The following is a 22,828-nucleotide window of genomic DNA, read 5'->3' as shown; positions in this document are numbered from 1 at the left end:
TTCTGACGAGGAACCGATCATGGCGCCCCTGCCGCTGTTCTATTCAAGCATCACCGTGCTCGACCGCAACGAGCATCGCGAGGCGCGCATCGCGCCGTCGGAGGCACCTTACACCTTCGCGGCCGGAGCCCATGTGTTGCCGGCGCTGATGCCGGAATTTGCAGTCGCATGCCGGGACATGCCGATCCTTTTCCTCGATGAGGCCGGCACCGTCTCGCCGTTATTCATGGTCGGGATGCGTCCCGGCGAGAGCTGCTTCGTCGATGCGCAAGGGCGTTGGCGCGGCCAGCATGCGCCGGCCTATCTGCGGCGCTACCCCTTCGTCGGTGGTGAGGTCTCGGCGGAGCAGCAGGTCATCTGTGTCGATGGTGGCTTCTCCGGCCTGCAGAACGAGCAAGGCGAACGTCTCTTCACCGAGGAAGGTGAGCCGGCGGAAGCCTTGCAGCGGGTCATCACCTTCGTTGGCGAATATGCCGATGCTGCGAAAGCCACGGCCGCCTTCACCGCCGAGCTCAAGGCCCTCGACCTGTTCAACACGATCAACATCGAAATCCGCTCGGCCAACGGCGCGAGCTCGAGTTTCTCGGGCTTCATGGCGGTGAGCGAAGAGCGCCTCAACGCGCTGTCCGACGAGGTCTGGCTCGATCTGCGGCGGAAAGGCTATCTGGCGCCCATCCACGCCCACCTGATCAGCCTGGCGAATTTCGCCCTGCTCGGCGAGCGCTCATAGTCGAAATCACCGATCGCCATCGGCCTTGCCGCTGATATCTGGTTCAGAAGCCGTTCAAAGCGCCGAGCGTAGACGATCGGCGCTCTGATCGGACACGAAAGCTTCGTTTCGTCGCCGGATGCGGCAAGGAGACGATCCTCCTGGCCGGGCGCCGAACTATGGAAGCCTTGCCTCCCGCTGGCCGGCTAGTCTCGCGCCTGCGGCGCGTATGCCGTGCGCAGGCGAGGGTTCACGGTCATGGCAGAGGCGATCGAGCGCCGCTCCTTCCTCAAGATGTCGGCTGCGCTCGCGGCCGGCGCCGCCACCGGCTTCGCCTGCGTGGAGATCGCCAGCGCCGCGCCGATCGAAGTGCCTACCGTCGACCGCCTGTCGATGCGCGTGCTGATCGATTCGGCCCATGATCAGTTCCTGAAGCCGAGCACGGTCCAGGGCGTGCAGCATCAGCCGCCGGGCTCGGGCCGTGGCGCCGATTATCGCCAGGTCCTGCACAATCAGTGGGGTCTGTCGCTCTTCCTGGAATCGCAGCGTGCCGACGAGGCCCGCACCATCCTGCTCGATTTCGGCTACAGCCCGGATGCGCTGCTGAACAATATCGGCATCCTCAAGGTCGATCCGACCAAGGTAGACGCCCTGATCGTCAGCCATGGCCACCACGACCATTATGGCGGGCTGGGCGGCTTCCTCGCCAAATACCGCGACACGCTCGCGCCGGACCTCAAGCTCTATGCCGGCGGCGAGGACAATTTCTGCCATCGCGTCAGCCCGAGCGGCGTCCAGGGCCAGTTCACCGATTTCGGCCAGCTCGACCGCCGCGAGTTGACGGCGCGCAAGGTTGCGACCGTGCTCTGTGAGACCCCGACCGTCGTCGCCGGCCATGCCTTCACCACCGGGCAGATCAAGCGCCGCTCGATCGAGCGTATCCTGCCCAACACCTTCGTCGAGCGCGCCATCAAGGACGGACTCGGCTGCGATGCCAGCCACTACAGCTCGGCCGAGCTGCAGGGGAAGATCATCCCCGACGAACATGTCCACGAGCACGCGACCTGCTTCAACATCCGCGGCAAGGGCCTGGTGGTGATCAGCTCCTGCGGCCATGTCGGCATCGTCAATTCGGTCCGGCAGGCGCAGGAGGTCTCGGGCATCGAGAAGGTGCACGCCATCGTCGGCGGCTTCCATCTCGGCCCGGCGCCGAAGGACTATCTCCGGCAGGTCGTCGCCGAGGTCGGCAAGCTGAAGCCCGACGTGGTCGTTCCGATGCACTGCTCCGGCCTCAATTTCGCGCTGGAGGCGCAGGCGCAACTGCCGGAGAACGTCATCGTGCCGACGACCGGCAGCCGCCTGATCTTCTCGGCCTAAGCGATGCGCGCCCGTCAGCTCCGTATCGCGGGCCTGTTCTGGCAAGCGGTGATGGCCGCCGCGTTCACCCTGCTGTTCGTCACTATCTGGTCGGGTCTGCTGCGCGCCGAGGAGCCGCGCCGCTCGGCCGCCGAGCTGATGGACATCATGATGTGGAATCGCGAGCCGGTCGGCGGCGCTTTCGAGCTCACCGACCAGACCGGCCGCGTCCGCCGCGATACCGATTTCCGCGGCAAGCTTCTGCTGGTCTATTTCGGCTTCAGTTACTGCCCGGATATCTGCCCGACCGACCTCCAGGAGATATCCCGCGCTGTCGACCAACTCGGCCCGGATGGCGAGGCGATCCAGCTGCTCTTCATCACGCTCGATCCCGAACGGGACACGGCCGAGCATCTTTCGACCTATGTTTCGCTCTTCCACCCGCGCCTGATCGGCCTCACCGGTTCAGCCGACGCGATCCGCCAGGCGGCCGATGCCTACAAGGTGTTTTACGAGAAGGTCGACACCGGCAAGAACGAGTACACGATCGATCACTCGGCCTATGTCTATGTGATGGATCGTGGGGGCCAGTATCTCGGCTTCTTCCCGCCGAACACGCCAGCCGAGCGCATGCTCACCGTCATCCGCCCCCATCTCCAGGCGAAATGAGGTGCTCTCCGTGAGAGTAAAACGCCTGTCCGGGCAAATTCTGGAAGGTTGTTCTGCCAGCGGAGGGCGTAACTTTGAAAAGCCGTTTCATTGACGATGTGGGCTGCGTGGAAGATCATTCGTGACAACTGAAGCGATGACATCGCCGACGTCGCGGGATTTGCTGGAGCAGCTTGCACCGCGTCACCAATGCTAAAAGCACCACGATGAAATCGTGGGCTCCGAGAGCGGAGACACGTCAATGAAGCTGAGTATTACTTCGGGTCCCGAGCCCTTCGCGGCGCTGCCGCGATGTTCCTGATCCTTCGTCCCGCGGCCTGACCGCAGGACCTGTCTCTTTCCAGCAGATTCAGCGCGCCGGCTCGATCGGCAGAAGCGTCGTCACCTGGCGACGTGCGTTGCGCTGCGTCTTTTTCAGCCGAGGTCCCCATGACCGTTGTCTCGCTCGTTCCGCCCGCATCTGCTGTCTCCCGTCCGCTCGGCCGGATCACGCAAGCTGAGCCGCCGAGCTTCCGCTCAGCACTGCGTCATCTCGCCGGTGGCGTCAGCGTGATCACGACCGGGCAGGGCGAGGATCGCACGGGTCTCACCGTGACCTCGCTGTCCTCGCTCTCCGCCGAGCCGCCGACGGTGATGTTCGGGCTCAATCTGGCTTCGTCGAGTTTTCCGGTGCTCGCCCGCCATCGCAGCTTCGGCGTCAACTTCCTCAATGCCACGCAGAAGCAGATCGCCGACCGCTTCGCCGGTCGCGCCGGCGAGAAGGGCGAGGCGCGCTATGCCGGGGCGAGCTGGACGCAAGGCGTAACCGGCGCTCCGCTGCTGGAGGGCGCGCTGGCCGCGCTCGACTGCGAGGTCGAGGAACTGATCGAGCGCCATTCGCACGCCATCGTCATCGGCCGCGTGCGCGAGGTCAGGCTCGGTGGCGACGATGCGGCGCTGCTCTACTGGCGCGGTGATTATGAGCGCCTCGGCTGGATGGCCGAGGAAGCGCGTACGGCGCTCGGCCTGCGCAGCATCTGACACCGGCGAGACATCCCATGGCCTATTCCCTCAGCCTGCTCGACAAGAGCCCGATCCTCGACGGCGAGAGCGCGGTCGACGCCTTGCAGCGCACGATCGCGCTGGCGCAGGCCGCCGAGCGGCTGGGCTATCGCCGCTTCTGGCTGGCCGAGCATCATGGCTTTCCCGGCCTCGCCAGCTCGGCGCCGGAGATCCTGGTGGCGCATCTGATCGCCCGCACCCGCCGCATCCGCATCGGCTCCGGTGGCGTGCTGCTGCAGCACTACAGCCCCTACAAGGTCGCCGAGACCTTCAATCTGCTCGCGGCGCTTGCACCGGATCGCATCGATCTGGGCATCGGCAAAGCGCCGGGCGGCCTGCCGCTCTCGACCAGGGCGCTGCGCGTCCAGCACGGTCCGGAGCGGGCCCGCTCCTTCGAGGCGCTGCTGGCCGAGCTCGACGGCTTCCTTTCGGGTTCGCTCGATGCGGATGATCCGCTCGCCGGCGCGCAGGCCCTGCCCAAGCCGCCCGCGCCGGCCGAGCGCTTCCTGCTCGGCGCCAGTCCGGACAGCGCACGGCTTGCGGCGGAGCGCGATTGGCGCTTCGTCTTCGCCGGCCAGCTCAATGGCGACCCAAAGGCGATCGAGGCCAGCCTGGATGCCTATGCCAAGGCAGGTGCGAAGCAGCGGCCGCTGTTCGGCCTCGCCGCCCTCGCCGCGGCGACAGCGGAGGAGGCGCGGGCCCTCACTGATCCGTTGCGGGTGGTCAGGCTGACGCTCGACAATGGCCAGAGCGTCAACCTCGGCAGCGAGGAGCAGGCGGCCGAGTTCGCCCGCCAGGCTGGAGCAGCGTCCTACACCACCGAAATCCGTCGCCCGAGCATTCTTGCCGGTACCGCCGACGACGTCCGGCGCGAACTCGATGCGCTCTCGGCCCGCTTCGGCATCGCCGAATTCGTCATCGACACGCCCGCCGCCGCGACGGCCCAGCGCCTCGCCTCGATCACGCTGCTCGTCGGCGATGCGCCGGCCCTGGCCGCCTGAGCCGACAGGAGACATTCATGAGCAAGACCCGTCTCAGCTTTGGCCTGATGCTGCAGGGCCCCGGCAGCCACATGAACGCTTGGCGCCATCCCAGCAATCCGGCGGATGCCAGCGTCAATCTCGATTTCTTCATCCGCAACGCCCGCAAGGCGGAGGAGAACGGCATCGCCTTCGCCTTCGTCGCCGACGGGCTCTACATCAACGAGAAGTCGATCCCGCATTTCCTCAACCGCTTCGAGCCGCTGACCATCCTGTCGGCACTGGCGACGGCGACGAAGAAGCTCGGCCTCGTCGGCACGGTCTCGACCTCCTATAGCGACCCCTTTACCGTCGCCCGGCAATTCGCCTCGCTCGACCTGATCTCGGGCGGGCGCGCGGGTTGGAATGCTGTGACCTCGCCGCTGGAGGGGTCCGGCCGCAACTATGGCCGCCCGCATCCCGAGCATTCGCTGCGCTACGAGATCGCGCACGAATATCTCGATGTCGCCAAGGGGCTCTGGGATTCCTGGGAAGACGACGCTTTCGTCCGCGACCGCGAGGCCGGCCGCTTCTTCGATCGCGAGAAGCTCCACACGCTCGGCTACAAGGGCCGCTTCTTCCAGGTCGAGGGCCCGCTCAACATCCAGCGCTCGCCGCAGGGCCAGCCGGTGCTGTTCCAGGCCGGTGCGTCCGATGCCGGCATCGGACTTGCCGGCCGCCATGCCGATGCGGTTTTCGCCAATCATGTCTCGCTGGAGGAGGGGCAAGCGTTCTATCGCAGCATCAAGACCAGCGCGATCGCGCAGGGGCGTCTGGCCGACGACGTCAAGATCTTCCCGAGCGCCGGGCCGATCGTCGGGCGCACCCGAAAGGAGGCCGAGGACAAGTATCAGGCGATCCGTGATCTCGTCTCGGTCGACGATGCTCTCGCCTATCTCGGCCGCTATTTCGACCATCACGACTTCAGCGCCTATCCGCTCGACGCGCCCTTTCCGGAGCTCGGAGAGATCGGCAAGAACAGCTTCCGCTCGACCACCGACCGGATCAAGCGCACCGCGGCCCTGAAGCGCCAGACCCTGCGCGAGGCGGCGCTCGAAGCGGCGACCCCGCGCGCCGACCTGATCGGCTCGGCCGAAGAAATCGCCGATATCCTGATCGAACGCGTCGAGAAGCAGGCGGCCGATGGTTTCATCCTGGGCTTCCCGGTGATCGGCCAGGGACTCGACGATTTCGTCGAGCTGGTCATCCCGGTGCTGGAGGCTCGCGGAGTCTATGACCGCAACCTGCCGGGCGCAACGCTGCGCGACCATCTCGGCCTGCCGCGCCGCGAGAGCCGCTATGCCCGCTCAGCTCCGGCCTCGGCGCCACGCAAGGTCGGGTGAGGTCGAGGCTGTGACCGTCCACGCTCCCATTGCCAGCGCTGGAATCGATCCCGGTATCGCGGCCTCGGTCGAGGAGTTCATCGCGCTGCGGCGCGATCTGCATCGGCATCCCGAACTCGCCTTCCGCGAGACGCGTACCAGCGCGATCGTCGCCGGGCGGCTGGCGAGTTATGGCTACGAGGTGACGACCGGGCTCGCCGGTACGGGCGTGATCGGGCAATTGCGCAAGGGCGATGGCTTGCGCCGGCTCGGCCTGCGCGCCGACATGGACGCGCTGCCGATCGCCGAGCAGACGGATCGCGCCTACGCCAGCGAAACCGCCGGTGTGATGCACGCCTGCGGCCATGACGGCCATACCGCCATCCTGCTGGCGGCGGCCAAGCGGCTGGCCGAGCGCGATTTCTCCGGCACGCTCAACCTGATCTTCCAGCCGGCCGAGGAGATCGGCGCCGGTGCGCGCAAGCTCCTGTCGGAAGGGCTGTTCGAGCGCTTTCCCTGCGACGCCGTCTTCGGCCTGCACAACTGGCCGGGCGTACCATCAGGCCAATTCGGCTTCGTCGAGGGGCCGGCGATGGCGGCAGTCGACAAGGCCATCATCCGCATCGTCGGCAGGGGCGGGCACGGCGCCTCGCCGCATGAGACGGTCGATCCCGTCGTCGCTGCGTCCAGCCTTGTGCTGGCGCTCCAGAGCATCGTCTCGCGCAACATCGATCCGCGGCAGGCCGCCGTCGTCACCGTCGGCTCGATCCATGGCGGTGAGGCCTCGAACGTCATCCCCGATGCCGTCGAGCTGAAGCTGACCATCCGCAGCTTCGACGCAGGTGTACGCGCACAGCTGGAAGAGCGCATCCCGGCGCTGGCACGCGCGCAGGCCGAGAGCTTCGGCGCGACAGCCGAGGTCAGCTATCGCCGCGGCTTCCCGCCACTGACCAACCATGTCGCGGAAACACAGCTCGCTCGCGAGGTCGCGCTCGCCGCCTTTGGAGCGGGAAAAGTCGAGCATGATTTCAAGCCGCGTATGGCGAGCGAGGACTTCGCCTTCCTGCTCGAAGCCTGCCCCGGCAGCTATTTCTTCGTCGGCAATGGCGAGAGCGCCCCGCTGCACAGCCCCGCCTACGACTTCGACGATCGTCTGATCGCCCCGGCCGCGACCTTCTGGGTTCGCCTCGCCCGCACCTTCCTCGTCTAGATCCTGCAACTGAGAGGCTCAACGCCATGTCCGACCAGTTCCTCTACACCACGCCGCTCGATCCGCTCGCCCAGCCCTTGGTCGAGCAGCTGACCTGGGAATACGCCACCCGCTACGGCACCTATTTTGGCGAGGCGCCGGGCGCCGAGATGAGCCGTTACCCGGCCTCGCTGTTCGCGCCGCCTGAAGGCAATTTCGTGCTGCTGCTGCGCGAAGGCCGCGCCATCGCTGGTGGCGCCTTCAAGCGCTATGACGCGCAGACGGCGGAGCTGAAGCGGATGTGGACGGACAGCGCCTTCCGCCGCCAGGGTCTGGCCCGCCGCGTCGTCGAGGAGCTCGAGGCGCAGGCCGCGCGCCAGGGCTATGGCAAGATCTTCCTGACCACCGGCTTTCGCCAACCCGAGGCGAGGGACCTCTACCTCAATACCGGCTACACGCCGCTCTTCGATCCCGCCGTCGATCCCGAGGTCTACAAGAAGCTCGCCTTCGAGAAGGATCTGGCGGTTGCAGCCTATCGGCCGCGCCCGCCCGCCGAGCAACTGCCACTCAGCGCCGCCTGATCGCGCCGCTTCGCAAGCATCAAGGGGACGAATTCCAGCCATGACCCTCGCCAGCGATCTGGCGGGCCTGCCACCGCACGCCCGCAGCACTCCGCCGACCCGCGATTTCAGCCGCTACAAGATCGTCCCGGCGCGCTATCCGGCCCGGACGATCGGGACCGCCTTCGCGGTCGTCGTGATCTTCGCGATCGCCAACTCGATCCTGTCGAATCCGCGCTGGGGCTGGGACGTCTTCGCCGAATGGTTCTTCGCCGAGCCGGTGCTGGCGGGCCTCGCGCGCACGCTGCTGCTGACCTTGCTCGGCACGGTGCTCGGCTTCCTGCTCGGCACCGGCCTCGCTTTGGCGCGGGTCTCCGGCTCGCCGCTGCTGGCCTCTTTGTCCTGGGCCTATGTCTGGCTGTTCCGCTCGATCCCGCTGATCGTGCTGCTGCTGATCCTCAACAATCTCGGCTATCTCTATTCGACGATCTGGCTCGGCGTTCCCTTCACCGGGATCACCTTCGCCTCCTGGTCGACGACACAACTGATCACGCCGTTCTTCGCGGCGGTGCTCGGGCTGACGCTGCATGCCGGCGCCTTCTCCTCCGAGATCGTGCGCGGCGGCATCCTCTCTGTCGATCAGGGTCAGCACGAGGCGGCGGCGGCGCTCGGCCTGCCGCGCCACCGGCAGTTCTCGCGGATCGTGCTGCCGCAGGCGATGCGCACCATCCTCCCCAACGGCTTTAACGAGATCATCCTGCTGGCGAAGGGCACCAGCCAAGTCTACATCCTGGCGCTGCCGGAGCTGTTTTATACCATCCAGATCATCTATCGGCGCAATCTCGAGGTGATCCCGCTCTTGATGGTGGCGACGGTCTGGTACCTCGTCATCCTGAGCGTGCTCTCCTTCGTCCAGCACCATATCGAGCGCTATTATTCGCGCGGCGCGCTGCGCAATCCGCCGCCCTCGCTGATCGGTCTGGCACTGGCGCGCTTCGGCCGCTCGCGAGATGCCGCGGCGGCACGGCGCACCGAAGCTGCTTTGGCTCAGCCGAGTTCATCCGCCGCGGTGGTCCCTTCGCTGGCGAGCCTGCGGCGCAGCGGCGGCGAGATCCGCATCAGCAATGTCTCGAAGAGCTTCGGCCCGCTGAAGGTGCTCGACGATGTCAGCCTTGCGTTACGGCCTGGCAGCGTTACCGCGATCATCGGCCAGTCCGGCTCCGGCAAGTCGACGCTGCTGCGCTCGATCAACCATCTTGAACGCGTCGACCAGGGCTTCATCGCCATCGACGGCGAGCTGATCGGCTACCGCCAGGATGGCGACACGCTCTACGAACTCAAGGAGCGCGAGATCCTGAAGCGCCGTGTCGATGTCGGCATGGTCTTCCAGAGCTTCAACCTGTTCCCGCACCTCACCGCGATCGAGAACGTCATCGAGGCGCCGCTCTCGGTGCGCGGCGTGAGCCGCGAGCAGGCTCTGTCCGAAGCGCGCGAGCTGCTCGCCCGCGTCGGCCTCGCCGACAAGGTCGATGCCTATCCGCGCCAGCTTTCCGGCGGCCAGCAGCAGCGCGTCGCCATTGCCCGGGCGCTCGCCCTGAAGCCCAAGGTCCTGCTCTTCGACGAGCCGACCTCGGCGCTCGATCCCGAGCTCGTCAACGAGGTGCTCGACGTCATCAAGGAGCTCGCCCGCTCCGGCACGACGCTGGTGATCGTCACCCATGAGATCGGCTTTGCCCGCGAAGTCGCCGACGAGGTCGTCTTCATGGAAGCCGGCCGCATCCTCGAAGTCGGCCCGCCGGCTCGCATCCTCGGCGAGCCCGACCATCCCCGCACCCGCGAATTCCTCGCCAAGGTCCTCTGACCGCCATTTCTCAAGGAGCAAAACCATGATCACCAGACGCAACACGCTCGCTCTGCTCGGCGCCGCCTCGGCCAGCGCGCTTCTTCCCTCGCTCGGCCTCGCCCAGCAGGTGATCGACCTCTCGCCCGAGCAGGCCGGCCGGCCGCGCGCCGGGCGCGACGAACAGGCAATCAAGCTGATAGGCAAGGACGCGAAGTTCGTGAAGGACGGCGTCTTCACCGTCGCCAACGCCACCGGCCGTCTGCCTTTCGCCGGCTATACCGCCGATGCCAAGACCATCGTCGGTTCTGAGCCAGACATCGCCTACCTGGTCGCCGATGCGCTTGGCCGCAAGCTCGAGATCGTCCCGGTCTCCTGGGCCGATTGGCCGCTCGGCGTCGTCTCTGGCAAATACGATGCGGCGATCTCGAACATCACCGTCACCGAGCAGCGCAAGGAGAAGTTCGACTTCTCGACCTACCGCAAGGACCTGCTCGGCTTCTATGTGAAGAAGGACAACGAGATCCAGATCCGCGAGCCGCGCGACATCGCCGGCCTCAAGATCATCGTCGGCTCCGGCACCAATCAGGAGCAGATTCTGCTGCGCTGGAACGAGCAGAACGTGAAGGACGGGCTGAAGCCGGCCGAGGTTCAGTACTATGACGACGACGTCGTGCTCTATCTCGCGCTCGAGACTGGCCGCGCCGACGCCTATCTCGGCCCCAACGCTCTGCTGAGTTTCAAGGCGGCTCAGGAGAGCAAGACCCGCCTCGCCGGCAATTTCAGCGGCGGCTGGCCCCTGCTGGCCGAGATCGCGGTGACGACGCGCAAGGGCGCCGGCCTCGCCGAAGCGATCACCCACGCCGTCAACACCCAGATCGGTAATGGCAACTACGCCAAGGCGCTCGGGCGCTGGAACCTTGCCGCCGAGGCGATCGAGCAGTCGCGCACCAACCCGCCCGGCCTGCCGGCCAAGTGAACGCAGCGGGCGCCGCCGCGGCTGGCCGCGGCGCTCAATTCACCAGGAAAGACGGAAGACAATGATGTTGCGAGCGCGTGCCATGCTGGCCCTTCTCCTCGGTGGCCTGGCTATCTTCGGCTCGGGGCAGAGTCCGGCCGTGGCTCAGGCGCCCTTCGACCTCGGGCCGGAGCAGCCGGGCCGGATCAGGGCCGAGCAGCAGCCAGCGGCGATCGCCGCTATTCCGAAAAGCTTCAAACTCGCCGCGCCCGGCGTGCTCACCGTGGCGGTGAGCCCCGGCGGGCCGCCGCTCGCGACTTATGCGACGGACGCCAAGACCGTGGTCGGCGCCGATGCCGATTTCGCTCAGCTGATCGCCGACAGCCTCGGCCTCAAGCTCGACCTGCAGCCGATCGCCTGGGCCGACTGGCCGCTCGGCCTCGCCTCCGGCAAGTACGACGCGGTCATCTCCAATGTCGGCGTCACCGAGCAGCGCAAGGAGAAGTTCGACTTCTCGACCTATCGCAAGGGTCTGCACGGCTTCTTCGTCAGGGCGGATAGCAAGGTCACCGAGATCAAGGAGCCGAAGGATGCGGCCGGGCTCAAGGTCAGCGTCGGCGGCGGCACCAATCAGGAACGCATCCTGGTCGAATGGAGCAAGCAGAACGTCGCCGCGGGCTTAAAGCCGATCGAGCTTCAGCTCTTCGACGATGAAGCGGGGCGGCTGGTGGCGCTGCGCTCCGGCCGGGTCGACGTCATCGTCCAGCCGCATGCGCAGCTCGTCTTCATCGCGGCGCGCGACAAGGACATCAAGCGCGTCGGCACGCTCAGCGCCGGCTGGCCGCTGAAGTCGGATGTCGCGATCACCACCCGCAAGGGCAGCGGCCTGGTCGACGCGCTCACCGTCGCGACCAATGGCTTGATCGCCAACGGCAAGTTCCGGCAGTCGCTGGCGCGCTGGAGCCTGGAGGAGGAAGCGCTCGACCGTTCCGAGACCAACCCGCCTGGCCTGCCGAAATACTGAAAAGCGCCATGTCCTCGCTCGCCATCCGGCACCTCGCCTTCCTGACGCCTGGCAATTACGACGACGCCGATCCGCGCGCCGGCCTCGAGGAGACGCTCTCGCTCTTCGAATATGGCGAGGCGCTCGGCTTCGACAGCGCCTGGGTGCGCCAGCGCCATCTCGAGCCAGGCGTCTCCTCCGCCGCGACCTTCCTCGCAGCGGCGAGCCAGCGCACGAGCCGGATCGGGCTCGGCACTGCCGTCATCCAGATCGGCTATGAGAACCCGTTCCGGCTGGCCGAGGACCTGTCGCTGGTCGACGTGCTCTCCGGCGGGCGGCTCAATGTCGGCCTGAGCGCCGGCCCGCCGCCTTTCGGCAAGCTGCTGGGCGAGCGCTTCTTCGACGCCGATCCCGCAACTTACGATTTCTCGCATGCGCGCGTCGCCCGGCTCGCCGCCAACCTCGACGGCGATTGGCTCGGCGAAGCCGACAGCCGCATCACCTCGGCTGCGGGCGAGCATCGCCCGCGCCTGCGTCCGCATGCACCAGGCTTGCGCCAACGTCTGTGGTACGGCGGCGGCTCGCTGCGCTCGGCCCGCTGGGCTGCCGAAAACGGCTTCCACCTGCTCGTCGGCAACATCAACACCGGCGAGGACACCGACGAGTTCTTCGTGGCGCAGCGCCGCCACATCGAGAGCTTCCGCAGCCACTGGCGCGGCGAGGGCGAGCCCAGGGTCGCGGTCGGGCGTGTCATCGTGCCGCTCGACAGCGCCGATGGCGCCACGCGCCGGCGTTATCGCGACTACGCCGCCAGTCGTCATGCGCGCACGCTGCAGCCCCAGGGCGAGCGCCGAACCTTGTTCGCCCCCGACCTCGTCGGCACGGCGGCCGAGATCGTCGAGCGCCTCGCAGACGATCCGGTCCTGCCGCTGGTCGATACCTTGCGGCTGGAACTGCCCTACAACTTCTCCAGCGAGGATTATCGCCAGATCCTGTCGGACACGATCGCGCTGATCGCGCCGTTCCTGGGCCGTTCGGGCGAGCCCGCGGCGGTCTTCCGGGCCGCCGCCACGGTTGCCGGCTGAGCCGCGATCAGATGTCGAAGAACACCGTCTCGTCGTCGCCCTGGAGCTGGATGTCGAAGATATAGGTATCGCCGCTGCGCTGTGCGATCAGCGTCGGCACGCGCACCTTGTGCTCGATGCGGGCCAGCACCGGATCTTCGGCGTTGGCCGCGTCCTCGTCGCCGAAATACATCCGCGTGTGCAGGCCGATATTGATGCCGCGCGCGACGATCCAGACGGTGAGGTGAGGCGCCATCAGGCGCCCGTCATTGAAGGGCACGCGGCCGGGCTTGATCGTCTCGAAGACGCATTCGCCGCTGACCATGTCGGTCGCGCGCCGGCCCCAGCCGGTGAAGTGCGGATCGGCGGCGCCGCGCCGCTCGGCCGGAGAATTGTAGAGGCCGTCGGCATCGGCCTGCCAGATCTCGATCAGCGCGTCCTTGAGCGGCGTGCCGGCCCCGTCGATGACGCGCATCGTCACGGTGATGCGCTCGCCCTTGGTCTTGTCGCCGACCATGGCGGCGCCGAGATCATCAGGATAGACCCCGCCGATATCGGCGAAGTTCGGGGTCAGGCCGATATGGACGTAAGGACCGGCCGTCTGCGACGGGCTTTCCTTCAGGCGGTCGAGCTTCTGGGCCATCAATTGCCCTCCCGCCGGTTCTCGAACATCGTCGAGCGGCGCCCGCGCAGCACGATATCGAACTTGTAGGCGCGCATGTCCATCGGCAACGTCGCCTGCATGTCGAGCGCGGCGGTCAGTTGCTCGATCGCCTGGGGATCGTTGATCGTCTTCACGATCGGGCACTTCCAGATCATCGGATCGCCCTCGAAATACATCTGCGTGATCAGCCGCTGGCCGAAGCCGTGGCCGAAGACCGAGAAATGGATATGGGCCGGCCGCCAATCGTTCGGGCCGTTTGGCCAGGGATAGGGGCCGGGCTGGATCGTGCGGAAGCAATAGGAGCCGTCATCGCTGCTGATCGTGCGGCCGCAGCCGCCGAAATTCGGATCGAGCGGCGCCAGATAGCTTTCCTTCTTGTGGCGGTAGCGCCCGCCGGCATTGGCCTGCCAGACCTCGACCAGCACGCCAGGCACGCCGACGCCGCGCTCGTCCAGCACCCGGCCATAGACCATGATGCGCGGGCCGATGGCGCTTTCGCCAGGCTTGGCGAAATTGACGATCATGTCGTCGTCGAGCTCGCCCAGCATGTCGTGGCCGAAGACCGGCCCGGTGATCTCCGAGATCGTGCTGTTGAGCGAGAGCAGCGCCCGGCGCGGCGAGCGCAGCACCGAGGTCTTGTAGCCCGGCGTGAAAGCCGGCGGATGCCAGTCGCGGTCGCGCTGGAAAAAGGCGCCCGCCTCGGGCGGGCGGTTGGGAGCGACGATGTTGCTCATGACTTGGCTGCATCCATCTCGTCGAAGGTCTTCTTGGCGATCTTGATCGCATGGTTCGCGGCCGGCACGCCGGCATAGATCGCTACGTGCAAGAGCGCCTCGCGGATATCCTCGCGGGTCGCCCCGGTATTGGCGGTGGCGCGCACATGCATCGCCACCTCGTCGTCCTGCCCGAGCGCCGCCAGCAGCGCGATGGTGATCAGCGAGCGCTCGCGCTTGCTGAGCTCGGGCCGCGACCAGACATGGCCCCAGGCCGCCTCGGTGATCAGCTCCTGGAAGGGCAGGTCGAACTCGGTCTTGTTCGCTTCGGCGCGGTCGACATGGGCATCACCCAGAACTGAGCGCCGCGTCGCCATGCCTTGCCGATAGCGGGGAGAGCCCGGTTGCGTCATGTCCGCACTCCGTCGCGGTTATCAGTCATGAAATCGGCGATGAGCGCGGACAGCGCCTTAGGTTGCTCGACGCAAGGAATATGGCCGGCGCCGGCAATGATCTCGAAGCGCGCGCCCGGAATGGCCTCGGCCAGGCCGCGCACAAGATCGGGCGGCGTCGAGCCGTCCTGATCGCCGACGACCACCAGGGCCGGCACGGCGATCGCCGGCGCCGCAGCCGAGTAATCCGCATCGCGGAGGGCCTCACAAGCAGCCACGTAGCCGGCAGGTAATTGCCGGGAGAGCATGGTCTTGTAGCCGGTGAGATCGGCTGCACGCTGCCGGTGGAATTCCGGGGTGAACCACTTCTCCATCACGCCGTCGGCGAAGCTGGCGATGCCGGTCGACAGCGTCGCCGCGATACGATCGTTCCACGACTGCGGCGTACCGATCTTGGCTGCCGTGTCGCAGAAGATCAGTCTTTCGATCAGGCCGGGCTTCGTCCTGTAGAGGCTTTGCGCGATCAGCCCGCCGATCGAGAGTCCGCAAAGCGTCGCGCGTTCGATGCCGAGATGGTCGAGCAGAGCTGCCAGGTCGGCTGCATAGGTTTCGATGCTGGCGGGCGCATCGCCGAGCTCGCTCAGGCCATGGCCGCGCTTGTCGTAGAATACAAAGCCAAACTGGCTGGCCAGTGTGTCAGCGACATCCTGCCAGATGCGGAAATCCGTCCCGAGCGAGTTGATGAAGACCAGCATCGGCCGACCCGGCGCGGGCTCGTGGCGATAATGCAGGCAAACGCCGTTGATACGCGCGAACACGATGCTGCCATCCTCCCGTTTCGCGAAAAATGACGCTTCAGTTTGGTTATGTAAAATGATATTTTTGCGTTCAGAAATAACCTATAGGTTATGATTTGACCTTCCCAATCAAGCTCCGCCATCTTGAAGCCTTTGTCGAGGTCGCCCGGCAGAGGAGCGTTCAGAAGGCGGCGCATGCGCTCCATGTCAGCCAGCCCGCGGTCACCAAGACGATGCGTGAGCTTGAAGAGAGCCTCAATGTCACTCTCTATGAGCGCGAGGGCCGCGGCATCCGGCTGACCAATCAGGGCGAGGTCTTCCTGCGCCATGCCGGGGCGGCGCTCGTCTCGGTCAGGCAGGGTCTGGATTCTGTTTCGGACGGGCGCGCCGGCGAGCTTCAGCCGATCCGCGTCGGCGCCCTGCCGACGGTGTCGTCGCTGATCATGCCGCGGGCGATCGAGCTCTTCTTGCAGGATCAGCCGGAGCGGCGGGTCCGGATCGTCACCGGCGAGAACGCCGCGATCCTCGAACAGCTTCGCCAGGGCGAGCTCGATCTCGTGGTCGGGCGGCTAGCGGCCACCGAGTTGATGGTCGGCCTATCCTTCGAGCATCTCTACTCCGAGGCTGTCCGCTTCGTCGTGCGCCCTGGGCATCCATTGTCGCGGGCGTCGGGCTCGGTTCTGGAGCGGATCGTCGACCATCTCGTGCTGATGCCGCCTCCAGCCTCGATCATCCGGCCCTATGTCGACCGACTGTTGATCGCCAATGGCGTGCATGCCGTTCCCCGGCAGATCGAAACCGTGTCGGATGCGTTCGCGCGCGCCTTCCTGCGGACGAGTGACGCGGTCTGGATCATCTCGGCCGGCGTCGTGGCCAACGACCTCACCGACGGAGCACTGGTCGCCCTGCCAGTCGACACGACGCAGACGCTGGGGCCGGTCGGGCTAACGATGCGGGCCGATGGTCCCTTGCGTCCCGGAACCGAGCTGCTGGCGCGAGCGATCCGGGCCGCCTCGCGCCAGAGCGCGTGAGGCTCCTTCGGAGTGCGCTCAGGATCAGCGCAGCCGCTTGACCTCGTCCGCCGTGACGCTCGGCTGCTGTCCGCCCCAGTTCGCGCGCAGCCAGTTGGAGAGGTCGGCGACCTGCTGATCGGAAAGGTGTGCAGCGAAGCCCGGCATGGGCTGCATCCGTTCGAGCCCCGGGAAGCGCTGGGCCGGGATACCGGTCAGGATGACCTTGTTCAGGTTGCGCGCATCCGCCAACCGCAGCGAGGCATTGGTCGCCAGCGGCACCACGACATGTGGGATGCCCTGCCCTTCGATGCCATGGCAGCTGGCGCAAACGGCGAGATAGCTGGCGCGGGCCGATGTCGCGACCTCGGCGGAGACCGCGACCGGCTTCGGCGGTGCCGGCGGGGTCGCGCTCTCCGGCAGCTTGTCGAGGTCGAAGAGATAGGCCGACATCGCCGCGAGGTCGTCGGCCGTGAAATACTGGGTCGAGAAGTGGACGACCTCGAACATCTGGTTGGTCATCGCCCCCTGCGCCGAGATCCCTGACTTCATGAAGCTCGCGAACACCAGCGGGTCGAAGCCCATCTGCGTCAGCCCGGCCTTGGTGATATCCGGCGCGATCACGCCTTCGAGCTCGGAGCCTTGGAGATAGGCGCTCTCCTTCATGCCCATGGCGAGGTTGCGCGGCGTATGGCACTCGCCGCAATGGGCGAGCGCGTCGGTCAGGTAACGCCCGCGATTCCACATCGCCGAGCGCCCGGCAACCTCGCTCCTAGTGTCGGAGGAGAGGTTGACTAGATTCCAGAAGGTCAGTCCCTGCCGGATATTGAGCGGGAACGGCATGTGGTTGGCCTTGTTCGCCACCTTCATCGGCTCGCGGCTCATCAGGAAGGCGTAAACGGCGTCGACATCATCAGCCGTCAGCTTGCGATAGGAGGCGTAGGGCATCGCCGGATAGAGATGACCGTGCTTGCCGACGCCGTCGCGCACAGCGCGGTGGAATTCGGCGCGCGTCCAGTTGCCGATGCCATGTTCCTTGTCGGGCGAGATATTGGTCGAGAAGATCGTCCCGAGCGGCGTCTCGAACGGCAGCCCGCCGGCCCAGGGTGCGCCGCCCTTGACGACATGGCAGGCATAGCAATCGGCAGCCACGGCGACATAGGCGCCGCGCTTGGCGAGCGCCTTCATCTGCTCGGCCGATAATGGCTGCTCGATCTCCCTGGCGACCACGCTGCGCTCGAACAGACCGAGGAAGACGGCCCCAGCCCCAAGCGCACCGACGACAGCGACCGCCAGGGCGGCCAGAAGCAGCTTCCTCGCCATCAGCTTACGCCTTCACCAAGCCGGGAGTTCTGAGGGCGAGATCGCGCACCGCTTCGAAATAGCGGACATAGCCGGTGCAGCGGCAGATATGGCGGTCGAGCGCCTCGCTGATCACCTGTTCCAGCGCCTCACGCCTGACCGGATTACGCTTCAACTGGTCGAGCAGCACCGTCGCGCCGGTGACGAAGCCGGGTGTGCAATAGCCGCACTGGAAGGAGAAATGCTCGATGAAGGCCTGCTGGACCGGCGAGAGCTCGGTGATCGCGCCATTGGCGTCGCGCTTGGCCTGCCCCTCGACCGTCCTGACCTTGCGGCCGGCGAACCAGTGCGCGCCGGTGATGCAGGTCCGCATCTCCTCGAGCGAGCCGTCGGCCTTCTCCAACACCACGGTGCAGGCATGGCAGATGCCCTGGCCGCAGCCCATGCGCGAGCCAGTGAGGTTGAGGTACTCGTAGAGGAAGTCCTGCATCATCATCGTCTCGGGCACGTCGATCGGACCGACTGCCTTGTCGTTGATGGTCAGGGAAAGCGTCTTGGTCGCGATCGTCATGCCAGCGCCTCTCGGATCCTCTCAGGCGTGAGCGGCAGGGTGTAGAAGCGCTTGCCGATCGCGTTGGCAACGGCGTTCACGATCGCCGGCACCACGGCGATCATCACCACCTCGGCCATGCCCTTGGGCGGATCGGTGTCCGAGAGCGGCGGCAGCACCTCCGCCGTCTGCTTCCAGACGGCGACATCCCTGGAGGTCGGCAATTCGTAGCGGTTCCAGTTCCAGGTGCCGTCGCCCGGCCCGTCCTCATAGAGCGGCAGGTACTCCTTCAGCGCGTGGCCGATGCCCATGGCGAGCCCGCCCTGGATCTGGCCGGAGACCAGCTCCGGCACGATCTGGTTGCCGCATTCGAGGATGGAGTGGTGCGAGAGCAGGCTGACCTCGCCGCTGGCGGTATCGACGACGATCTCGGTGAGTGTCGCCATCGGCGCGTAATAGGTGACGCCGGCATTGTTGCGCTGCGCCGGCGGGTAGGAGACCGAGGCGCGCTCGACGAAGTGCCAGCCGCCCTGTGTCATCAGCGCCTTACGCTCGGCCGGCGCGCCGTTGCCGTACTTCACCGCCAGCGCGTCGATGGCGAAGCGGCGGCGGCCTGTCCCCAGCAGCTCGAACTCGGCCTCGGCCCATTGCCAGCGATTGAAACTGTGCACGGTGATACCGGTGACGAGGCCGAGCCGGTGCGCCTCGGCCGCGACCGCGGCGAAGGGCAGCGGCTGCATCGCTGCGGCCGTGATCCCGCCATTGGTGACGCGCAGATCCTCGCGCCGCACTGCTTCGGGCGCCATCTGGCCGCCGCCGATGCCGCGCGACCAGAGCGAGCGTGCCGCCGGCCAGATCGTGAGCTCGATTAGGGCGCGAGCGGCCTCGCGCGTCGCATGGCCGAGATAGTAGACGCTGTTGGAGGCGCTCATCGGCGAGGTGAAGCTCGGCGTCCAGCGCGGATTGGCCATCCGCTTGTCTTCTTCCTCCTGCGAGAGCGTATAGGGCTCGTCGGTGGTCTCCAGCGGCATTTGCGGCCAGCGCACCTTGCCGAACACGGTCTCGTCGGGCTGCTTGCCGAGGATGGCAGCGGCCATCACAGCCTGCGAGGTCGTCGCGCCCGTGCCGATCTCATGCGCGACATGCGATAGCTGCAGCCGCCCGCTCGCATCGAATTCGAGCGCGCAGAGCGCAGCCTCGGCGCCGGTGCCGTAGTCCTTGTGCACATGGCCGTAGCCGACGCCGTATTTCTTGCCGGGATTGGCGGCCTCGAACTCGGCCTTGCGCTTCTGCCGGTTCGCCCAGAGCGGGTGTTTTTCCGCCTTCGCCAGGATCTCGTCATGGCGGAACGCTCCCGAGGGGATCGCGCCTTGCGAGTTCTTCATCCCCGATTTCAGCGCATTGCGCCGGCGGAACTCCATCGGGTCCAAGCCGAGCGCCTCGGCGGCTTCGTCGACCATCATTTCGGTCGCCGCCATGGTCTGCAGCGTGCCGTAGCCGCGCATCGAGCCGGCGTCGACGGCGCGCGAGGACATGATCGCGGCGGAGAAGTCGCTCTTCGGCAGGTAGTAGATCGATTGCGCCGCCGTCGCGCCGACCGTACCGACCGAGACCGAGAAGTTCTCGCGCCCGCCGCCGTCGTTTTGGTAGCGGCCGGTCATCGCCCGGAACTTGCCGGTCTTGCGGTCGATGACCATGACCTTGTCCATCTGGAAGGCATGGCGCTTCAGCGCGGTCTGGAACTGCTCGTAGCGGTCATTGGCGAGCCTGACCGGGCGGCCCTCGGCGTAAAGGCCCGCGAGCACGCAGAAGAACGGGAAGATCGCGTGGTCCTTGGTGCCGTAGCCGACGGTGTAGCCGATCTTGAGGTCGATGCTCCCGAGCGCGAATTTCGACTTCGACAACATATGGGCCGCCATCTCGGCGACCTCGTGCGGCGACTGCGTCGCGATCAGCGCATGCAGCACGCCGCTCCCGCGCTCGTACCAGACATTGCCGTTGTCGGCCTCCATCGCCGAAGCATCGGCCGACTGGGTCGAATAGGAGCGCCGCAGCACCAGGACATCGTCGCCGGCAGTGGCGATCTCGCGCTCGATCTCGGCCGCCGCCGCCATGCCGCGCGCCATGGCGTCGCCCTCGCCGGCGGCGGGCCATTGCGGCTCGGTCCCCTTGAAGCCGGCGCGGATCGTTGTGTCCTTCAGCGCCGAATAGCGGTCCTCGGCATCGGGATTGCCGCCGTCGATCCGGACATAGCGCGCCGCGCCATAGGGGCCGGGCGTGGTCGAGGGCCCCTCAGTTCCGTAGCGCACGACCTTGTCGTTGAAGCGCAGCTTGCGCTTGGCCGCGTCGTAACGGGCGAAGTCGTGATAGATCAGCATCGCGACGGGCTGGCCGAGCAGCCGCGCCGTCTGACCCTTCGGCACGAAGAAGACGTCGCCATAGAAGCCCGGCCACGGCGCCGGCATCGCGACGCCGTCGGCGACGAGGTCCTCCTGCAGCACCAGCCGGTCCGGCTTGAGATCATCGCCGAGCAAGGCAAGGTCGACGCCGTCGAAGACGCGGTCGACCCGCGTCGCATGCAGCATGAAGGCGTGCGCCTGCTCCTTCGGCCAGCCGTCGAGATCGCGGGCGCGATAGTCACGGGTGAAGGTCTTGCCGCCAGTGACCTTGGCGATGGCGTCGAGTCGGTATTTCGGCTTGCCGCCAGCGGCCAGCCAATCGGCGCCGGGACGCGGCGGCGTCTCGATCAGTTCCGCCTGGGTGGCCGAAGGCAGCAGCGAGATCTTGATGGCGACGCCGGCGGCTCCGGCCTGGAGAAAGCCTCTGCGGGATAGACCTGTCTTCACGCTGACACCCCGCTCGGCGACGAGCCGACTCTGTTCTCCTGCCGATATTATGGGCACACGTCAGGCGCGTATACCGGATATTCGAATTGGTCTGGTTTAAGGATCGGAAGGCGGCGGACTGCGGGCCGCGTCGAGCGCACCCGGCTCGCTAGGCGCCTGTGCCGCTCGCCGGATGTGCCGCTGGTCTCGGGTGCGGCGATGGGCGCGGTCCTGCTGCTGGCGGCGGATCTGATCAGCCAGCGCTTCCCGTCCGGCCTTATCTGCCGATCGGGCTGACGACCTGACTTCTGGGCGGACTCTACCTGCTCTGGCGGCTGGCCCGCGATGAGAGGGTGGGAGGCTCGGCGCGAGCCGCAGCCAAAATGGCCTCACACGGTCGGTGAGTGGCTCCAATAGGCAACCAGCTTCTGACGCCCGTCGACGAAGCAAGGCAGGGACTTGGCCTGCTCACGCAGCTCCCGGACCGCAGACTTCTCGCCGGCGACCCAGAGATAGCCACCATCCTGGGCTCGCGGGGCGTTCGCGAGTAGGCTGCCAATCTTGCTTTCGGTGATGCCGTTGCCGCTACCGGTGAGCCAGGTCACGCGCGCTCCGGGGTGATCTGGCAAGGCCTGGACATGCGCTTCGTCGGCGAGCTCGACGAATATGTCGCTGAAGATCCCGGCCGGCGTCTGTTCGAGGATGCGGGCGACCGCCGGCAGGCCGGTCGCATCGGCGATCAGGAGCTGCCAGCGCAGGTCGGCCGGCGGCACATAGAGCCCGCGAGGATTGTTGATGACGATGTGCTCGCCAATCGGTGCGGCCATCGCCCAGTCGCTGGCCTGCCCGCCCTCATGGACGACGAGATCGATGTCGAGCTCGCGGTTGACCGCATCGAAGCTGCGGACGGTATAGGTGGAATAGCGGACGCGGTGCCGCTCTTCCGGGAAGGTCCAGCGGCCGTCGGCGTCGATGGTCGGCAGGACGAGCTGACCGCTCTCCGGATCGGGAAAGAACAGGCGGATGTACTCGTCGGGAATGCCGGTCGAGCGGAAGTTCGCGAGGCCTTCGCCGGAGAAGGTCAGCCGGACCATGCCGGGCGTCAGCATCTCGCGCCGCGCCAATGTCGCTTGGTGGAACGGGCTGGCGGTCATGGGCTCGCTGACGTGGCTGACACTGCTCATGGCAGCGCTTCTTCCATGCCTCGGACCCGTAGGCAAGCAGCTTAGATGTTTGATTTCTTTAGACTATCTCTAAATCATCGCCGTTGTGGCAGAAGGCCTGCGCTGTTATGGACGCGTCATGTGATGGCATCCGCGGAGCCTTTTTCGGCCATGTCCACGAGCCTCGATGACATCGAGAGCCTCTATGCGTTGGAGCAGCGCCGGCTCGAGCGATTGGCCGCGCGCCGGGTCGGAGCGGCCAATGCCGCCGATGTCGTGCAGGACGTCTTCATCACGCTGTGGACTCGGGCGCGCGAGCAGATCGGCTGTTCGTCGGCCTATCTGACGCGGGCGACCCATTACACCGCGATCAGCCATTTGCGGGCCGAGCGTCGGCGGGCCAGCCTGCCGCAACGCATCACGCAGGAGCAGTACGCCGCTCCCGTGGTGCAGCCGGACCAGGCGGTCGTGGCGCGGCAGGAACTCTCGCGGCTCGACGATGCGATCACCGCCCTGCCGGAGCGGACCCGACAGATCTTCCTGCTGAACCGGCTGCACGCCTGCTCCTATGAGGAGATCGCGGCGGCGCTCGGGCTGTCCTACAGCACGGTCGAGCGCGAGATCGCGCGGGCCCTGCTGGCTTGCCGCGACGGCCTGCGCTAACCAGCGGCCGAGCGAGCAT

Annotated in this window: 22 protein-coding genes; 14 read left to right on the top strand and 8 right to left on the bottom strand. The window is 66.6% G+C overall.

Features of this window, described 5'->3' with window-relative positions; translation table 11 throughout:
- The first annotated feature begins 19 nt into the window (after positions 1-19).
- The 12 genes from BLM15_RS18210 (at position 20) to BLM15_RS18155 (ending at position 12,751) form a co-directional block, all read left to right on the top strand.
- Positions 20-730 (top strand): SapC family protein, encoded by a 711-nt coding sequence (locus tag BLM15_RS18210; protein WP_164547561.1) that lies wholly within the window; start codon positions 20-22, stop codon positions 728-730.
- 237 nt (positions 731-967) lie between these two features.
- Positions 968-2,086, top strand: coding sequence for an MBL fold metallo-hydrolase (locus BLM15_RS18205; protein WP_126114077.1), 1,119 nt, complete (start codon positions 968-970; stop codon positions 2,084-2,086).
- Positions 2,087-2,089: 3 nt separating this feature from the next.
- The gene (locus tag BLM15_RS18200; protein ID WP_164547560.1) at positions 2,090-2,734 is read left to right on the top strand and encodes an SCO family protein; all 645 of its coding nucleotides are present in this window, start codon (positions 2,090-2,092) and stop codon (positions 2,732-2,734) included.
- 429 nt (positions 2,735-3,163) lie between these two features.
- The gene (locus BLM15_RS18195; protein ID WP_126114076.1) at positions 3,164-3,754 is read left to right on the top strand and encodes a flavin reductase family protein; all 591 of its coding nucleotides are present in this window, start codon (positions 3,164-3,166) and stop codon (positions 3,752-3,754) included.
- A 17-nt stretch (positions 3,755-3,771) separates the two neighbouring features.
- A complete protein-coding gene (locus tag BLM15_RS18190) occupies positions 3,772-4,776 on the top strand; it encodes an MsnO8 family LLM class oxidoreductase (RefSeq protein WP_126114075.1) in 1,005 nt (334 codons plus the stop codon).
- Between the two features lie 17 nt (positions 4,777-4,793).
- Positions 4,794-6,137 (top strand): LLM class flavin-dependent oxidoreductase, encoded by a 1,344-nt coding sequence (locus tag BLM15_RS18185; protein ID WP_126114074.1) that lies wholly within the window; start codon positions 4,794-4,796, stop codon positions 6,135-6,137.
- Positions 6,138-6,147: 10 nt separating this feature from the next.
- A complete protein-coding gene (locus tag BLM15_RS18180) occupies positions 6,148-7,326 on the top strand; it encodes a M20 aminoacylase family protein (protein WP_236846343.1) in 1,179 nt (392 codons plus the stop codon).
- Positions 7,327-7,352: 26 nt separating this feature from the next.
- Positions 7,353-7,886, top strand: a complete 534-nt coding sequence (locus BLM15_RS18175) for a GNAT family N-acetyltransferase (protein ID WP_126114072.1) — start codon at positions 7,353-7,355, stop codon at positions 7,884-7,886.
- 40 nt (positions 7,887-7,926) lie between these two features.
- Positions 7,927-9,726, top strand: coding sequence for an amino acid ABC transporter permease/ATP-binding protein (locus BLM15_RS32220; RefSeq protein ID WP_126114071.1), 1,800 nt, complete (start codon positions 7,927-7,929; stop codon positions 9,724-9,726).
- A 25-nt stretch (positions 9,727-9,751) separates the two neighbouring features.
- A complete protein-coding gene (locus BLM15_RS18165; protein ID WP_126114070.1) occupies positions 9,752-10,684 on the top strand; it encodes an ABC transporter substrate-binding protein in 933 nt (310 codons plus the stop codon).
- Between the two features lie 82 nt (positions 10,685-10,766).
- Positions 10,767-11,687, top strand: coding sequence for an ABC transporter substrate-binding protein (locus BLM15_RS18160; protein WP_236846342.1), 921 nt, complete (start codon positions 10,767-10,769; stop codon positions 11,685-11,687).
- Positions 11,688-11,695: 8 nt separating this feature from the next.
- The gene (locus BLM15_RS18155) at positions 11,696-12,751 is read left to right on the top strand and encodes an LLM class flavin-dependent oxidoreductase (RefSeq protein WP_126114068.1); all 1,056 of its coding nucleotides are present in this window, start codon (positions 11,696-11,698) and stop codon (positions 12,749-12,751) included.
- A 7-nt stretch (positions 12,752-12,758) separates the two neighbouring features.
- Here BLM15_RS18155 and pcaG read toward each other — a convergent pair whose 3' ends face one another.
- Genes pcaG through pcaD form a run of 4 tightly spaced genes read right to left on the bottom strand, consistent with a single transcriptional unit; the run spans position 12,759 to position 15,320 of the window.
- Positions 12,759-13,373 (bottom strand): protocatechuate 3,4-dioxygenase subunit alpha, encoded by a 615-nt coding sequence (gene pcaG / locus BLM15_RS18150; RefSeq protein WP_126114067.1) that lies wholly within the window; start codon positions 13,371-13,373, stop codon positions 12,759-12,761.
- Positions 13,373-14,128, bottom strand: coding sequence for a protocatechuate 3,4-dioxygenase subunit beta (gene pcaH, locus BLM15_RS18145; protein ID WP_126114066.1), 756 nt, complete (start codon positions 14,126-14,128; stop codon positions 13,373-13,375). The genes pcaG and pcaH overlap by 1 nt, the downstream gene beginning before the upstream one ends.
- Entirely contained in the window at positions 14,125-14,520 is a 396-nt protein-coding gene (pcaC, locus tag BLM15_RS18140; protein WP_126114065.1) for a 4-carboxymuconolactone decarboxylase, read from the bottom strand. The genes pcaH and pcaC overlap by 4 nt, the downstream gene beginning before the upstream one ends.
- On the bottom strand, positions 14,517-15,320 hold the full coding sequence (pcaD, locus tag BLM15_RS18135) for a 3-oxoadipate enol-lactonase (protein ID WP_126114064.1): 804 nt from the start codon (positions 15,318-15,320) through the stop codon (positions 14,517-14,519). Before pcaD ends, pcaC begins: the two co-directional genes overlap by 4 nt.
- A gap of 92 nt (positions 15,321-15,412) precedes the next feature.
- On the opposite strand from pcaD, the gene pcaQ reads away from it, so the two are divergent.
- The gene (pcaQ, locus tag BLM15_RS18130; protein WP_126114063.1) at positions 15,413-16,327 is read left to right on the top strand and encodes a pca operon transcription factor PcaQ; all 915 of its coding nucleotides are present in this window, start codon (positions 15,413-15,415) and stop codon (positions 16,325-16,327) included.
- Between the two features lie 24 nt (positions 16,328-16,351).
- Here pcaQ and BLM15_RS18125 read toward each other — a convergent pair whose 3' ends face one another.
- From BLM15_RS18125 to BLM15_RS18105, 4 genes are all read right to left on the bottom strand, one after another.
- Positions 16,352-17,629 carry a cytochrome c gene (locus BLM15_RS18125; protein ID WP_126114062.1) on the bottom strand — a complete coding sequence of 426 codons (1,278 nt, stop codon included), beginning with the start codon at positions 17,627-17,629 and terminating at the stop codon, positions 16,352-16,354.
- Positions 17,630-17,633: 4 nt separating this feature from the next.
- On the bottom strand, positions 17,634-18,179 hold the full coding sequence (locus tag BLM15_RS18120) for a (2Fe-2S)-binding protein (RefSeq protein ID WP_126114061.1): 546 nt from the start codon (positions 18,177-18,179) through the stop codon (positions 17,634-17,636).
- The gene (locus BLM15_RS18115; protein WP_164547559.1) at positions 18,176-21,004 is read right to left on the bottom strand and encodes a xanthine dehydrogenase family protein molybdopterin-binding subunit; all 2,829 of its coding nucleotides are present in this window, start codon (positions 21,002-21,004) and stop codon (positions 18,176-18,178) included. Before BLM15_RS18115 ends, BLM15_RS18120 begins: the two co-directional genes overlap by 4 nt.
- A gap of 368 nt (positions 21,005-21,372) precedes the next feature.
- Entirely contained in the window at positions 21,373-22,167 is a 795-nt protein-coding gene (locus BLM15_RS18105) for a siderophore-interacting protein (protein ID WP_126114060.1), read from the bottom strand.
- A gap of 150 nt (positions 22,168-22,317) precedes the next feature.
- Between BLM15_RS18105 and BLM15_RS18100 the strand changes: the two genes are divergently transcribed.
- Complete coding sequence (locus BLM15_RS18100) at positions 22,318-22,809, top strand: RNA polymerase sigma factor (RefSeq protein WP_164547558.1); 492 nt, start codon at positions 22,318-22,320, stop codon at positions 22,807-22,809.
- The last annotated feature ends 19 nt before the right edge of the window (positions 22,810-22,828 follow it).

Origin of the sequence: Bosea sp. Tri-49, assembly GCF_003952665.1 — a bacterium.
GTDB lineage: Bacteria > Pseudomonadota > Alphaproteobacteria > Rhizobiales > Beijerinckiaceae > Allobosea.
This window is presented reverse-complemented; position numbering and strand designations above follow the sequence as displayed.